This window comes from Streptosporangium minutum (assembly GCF_002149035.1).
Lineage (GTDB): Bacteria > Actinomycetota > Actinomycetes > Streptosporangiales > Streptosporangiaceae > Streptosporangium > Streptosporangium minutum.
In genome coordinates, this window is sequence record NZ_NGFP01000438.1 from 1 (window position 1) to 3,239 (window position 3,239).

General features: G+C 72.1%; 3 protein-coding genes and 1 pseudogene. 3 read left to right on the plus strand and 1 reads right to left on the minus strand.

Annotated features, from left to right (window positions below):
* Together CA984_RS46875 and CA984_RS43210 are read left to right on the plus strand one after the other, a co-directional pair.
* Positions 1–568, plus strand: a 568-nt coding sequence (locus CA984_RS46875) for a hypothetical protein (protein ID WP_165781641.1), incomplete at its 5' end; no start/stop codon positions are given.
* A 131-nt stretch (positions 569–699) separates the two neighbouring features.
* Positions 700–1,944, plus strand: a complete 1,245-nt coding sequence (locus CA984_RS43210) for an MFS transporter (protein WP_242676495.1) — start codon at positions 700–702, stop codon at positions 1,942–1,944.
* A gap of 154 nt (positions 1,945–2,098) precedes the next feature.
* Here the strand turns inward: CA984_RS43210 and CA984_RS43215 are convergent, their stop codons facing one another.
* Positions 2,099–2,683: a hemerythrin domain-containing protein gene (locus CA984_RS43215; protein WP_242676496.1), complete on the minus strand. Its 585-nt coding sequence runs from the start codon at positions 2,681–2,683 to the stop codon at positions 2,099–2,101.
* A 185-nt stretch (positions 2,684–2,868) separates the two neighbouring features.
* Between CA984_RS43215 and CA984_RS43220 the strand changes: the two are divergent.
* Positions 2,869–3,239 (plus strand): annotated as a pseudogene (locus CA984_RS43220) (hypothetical protein); the annotation flags it as partial.

Below are 3,239 nucleotides of genomic sequence, written 5' to 3' on the forward strand. Positions count from 1 at the left end.
GGTGGGGGCGGTGGCCGTGCTGGCCGCCGCGCTGCTCGTCCTGCTGCCCGGGGACGCCTCCGGCACGGCGGCTCCGGGCCCGTCTCCGACGGCCTCCGCGCCGGCCGACCCGGTGTCGCCGTCGCGGGCGGTCGGCGAGGTCCCGGAGGGGTTCAGGACGCTGAGCGGGGGCGGCGTCTCCGGCGCGGTGGCCAAGGGCTGGACGGTGAAGACGGGGGAGGACGGCTCGGCCGTCTTCTCCGGCCCGAAGGACAGCGGGCGGAGCATCGTGGTCGCCAAGGCGCCGGTCGCCGATCCGGTGACCGCGCTGAGGCGGGCGAGCAAGAAGGGCCTGGACGAATACATCGAGGTCGGGGTCGCGCCCGTGCGGTACGGCACGTGGAACGCGGCCGACTGGGAATACACCTACGTCCGGCGCGACAGCGTGCCCATGCACGGGCTGACCCGCTATGTCGCGCTCGACGGCGAGACCGCCTACCAGATCACGTTCGCGACGCAGGACCTGGAGTGGGAGAGGAACGCCCCGCTACTGCGGACCTTCTTCGACACCTTCGCCCCGGTCGGCTGAGCGTCCGTCCCGGCCGCCGGCGCCCCTGCCCGCGGGTCTCGTCGTGGGTCACCCGCCTCCGTGGGGCTCGTCATGAGTGATGACAGACTTTGCTCGTGACCAAAATCCCCATAAATACCGACATTTCCCCCATGGTTGGGGGGCAAATCGCCGTCGTCCAGCGACGGACGCTCGCCGTCCTGTCCGTCGCGCAGATCACCAGCGGGGTCGGGGTCGCGGTGGGCTTCGCCTTCAGCTCGCTGGTGGTCGCCCGGCTCTCCGGCTCCGTGTCGATCAGCGGGCTGGCCGGGACCGCGTCCGTGCTCGGGGCCGCGCTGCTGGCCCTGCCCACCGCCAGGGCCGCGGGCAGGAGCGGACGCCGGACCGGGCTGGCCCTGGCCTACGGCTGCGCCCTGCTCGGCTGCCTGATCACGGTGGTCGCCATCAGCGTCCGCTCGTGGCCGCTGATGCTGGCCGGGCTGGTGCTGTTCGGCGGCGCGAGCGCGGGCAGCCTGGCCTCCCGCTACTCCGCGACCGACCTGTCCCCTCCGGGACACTCGGCCCGGCACCTCTCGTGGGTGGTGTGGACCTCCACGATCGGCTCGGTCGCCGGCCCGAACCTCGCCGAACCGGCCGACCACCTCGGCCGCAGCCTCGGCCTCGCCCCGGACACCGGCCCGTTCGCGCTCTCCCTGCTGGCCTTCGCGATCGCGCTGGCCGTCATCGTGATCGGCCTGCGTCCCGACCCGCTGCTGCTGGCCCGCTCGGTCGCCCCCGCCTCCGCTCCCGCCGCGACCGTGCCCGCCGCGCGGGCCAGGGGGACCCTGCGCACCGCCTGGCAGGCCCTGCGCCGGGCGCCGGCCGCGGTGCGGGCTCTCGTCGCGATCGCGGTCAGCCACACCGCGATGGTGTCGGTCATGTCCATGACCCCGGTCCACCTCGACCACGGCGGCTCGCCGAACTGGGTCATCGGGATCGTGCTCAGCCTGCACATCGCCGGCATGTACGTCCTCTCCCCGCTGATCGGCTGGCTGGCCGACCGGATCGGCCGGGTCCCGGTGCTGAGGATCGGCATGGGCCTGCTGCTCGCCGCCGCCGTCCTCGCCGGCACGGCCGGGCCGCACGGCGTCACGCAGGTGTCGGCCGGCCTGGCCCTGCTCGGCGCCGGCTGGTCCTGCGGGCTGATCGCCGGCTCGGCGATGCTCAGCGAGGCCGTGCCGCTGGAGCACCGCCCCGCCGTACAGGGCCTGTCGGATCTGCTGATGAACGTCTGCGGCGCGACCGGCGCGGTGGCCGCCGGCGTCATCGTGGGCGCCCTGTCCTACGGCGTGCTCGGCACGGTCGTGGCGGTCATGGTGACGATCACCGGTGCGTGGCTGACGCTGAGGCGCACCTGACAACGGGGTACCGGAAGGCTCGAACCGCCAGCCGCCATCTGTGATCGAAAGCGCCGAACCACTGGACGGTCACGGCGCTTCGGCCCTGTTCGCCGCGTTCCGCCCGTGTGCGGGGCAGCCGGCGGCTCGACCCGGTGCTCCCCCGGGCCCTGGGTCAGGGTTGCTTGCCCATGGCCTGGCGGATCACGTCGCGGGCCCGGYCCATCATCGCGATCGGGGTGCCGACGAGCACGTTCTTGGTCGCCGTCTCCGTGCCCGGGTGGGGGTGGGTGGGCGCCATGGCCTCAGCCGCCTTCACGCCGACCGCCAGGCTGCGGCGCTCGGCCGCACTGGTGCGGGCGCGCAGTTGCGTGAACTCGTAGCGTTCCTCACTGCGCGCGTGCGCGGTCACCGCGCCTCGCAGCAGAGCCAGGTTCTCCATGAAGCCGGGGGCTTCGACGCCGGCCTTGTCCATCTCCATGAGCAACTGCTTGGCCTGGTTCTCCTCTTCCAGGCGGTCCTCGACGACCGCCTCCCCGCCGTCGAGCTTGCGACGGGCGTAGGGGTGCACGACCTCCTCTTCGGCGGTCTCGTGTACGGCAAGCAACCGGACCAGGCGGGTGAAGGCCTCCGCCCGCTGATCGGCGGGCGCCTGCTCCACCTCGTCGAACAGGTCCCGGATCAGCGCGTGCTGGGCCAGCAGCAGGTCGACGACGTCGCTCTCGCTCATCGTCTCGGGCACCGTGCGGTGCTCAGTCATGTCGCTCTCCCTTCGGCTACGGCAGTGCCTACCCCCGGCGGTTTGGGCCACGCGCGTTTGCCTGAGCCCTTACCAACTCCGGAGCCCGAAGCGACACGGGGGGAGATTGCGGGCACAGGCGGCGGGTACGCCGGGCATGCGATCGACATCACAGCAGCTCATCCGGCTCGAAGGAGCACAGGCAGATGACCTTCAACCCCTTGCAGGAGCGGGGAATCCCGCTCGACAAGCAGTTGCGCAACTGGCGTGAGCTGAATGTCACGCCGATCGATCCCGACCACAGCGATCCCTACACCCGCTGCCGGATCATCGCGATGAACGGCATCGAGGTGGAGGCGATCCTGTTCAGCCACCAGTTCAACCGGCACTGCCCCGACCCGGCCGTCAAGCAGCAGCTGGCCCGGGTCCGCTACATCGAGGCCCAGCAGCAAAAGGCGGTCAACTGGCTGCTGCCCGGGCTGGCCTCGGTGCTGGAGACCACGATCGCCTACGAGCAGGTCGCGGTCGACCTGACCGCCTGGGTGGCGCGGATGGAACCCGACCCCTACCTCAAGCA

What these genes read in the sequence shown, in the direction of transcription:
- CA984_RS43210 (WP_242676495.1), top strand. Translation starts at nt 700, where the DNA reads ATGGTTGGGGGGCAAATCGCCGTCGTCCAGCGACGGACGCTCGCCGTC.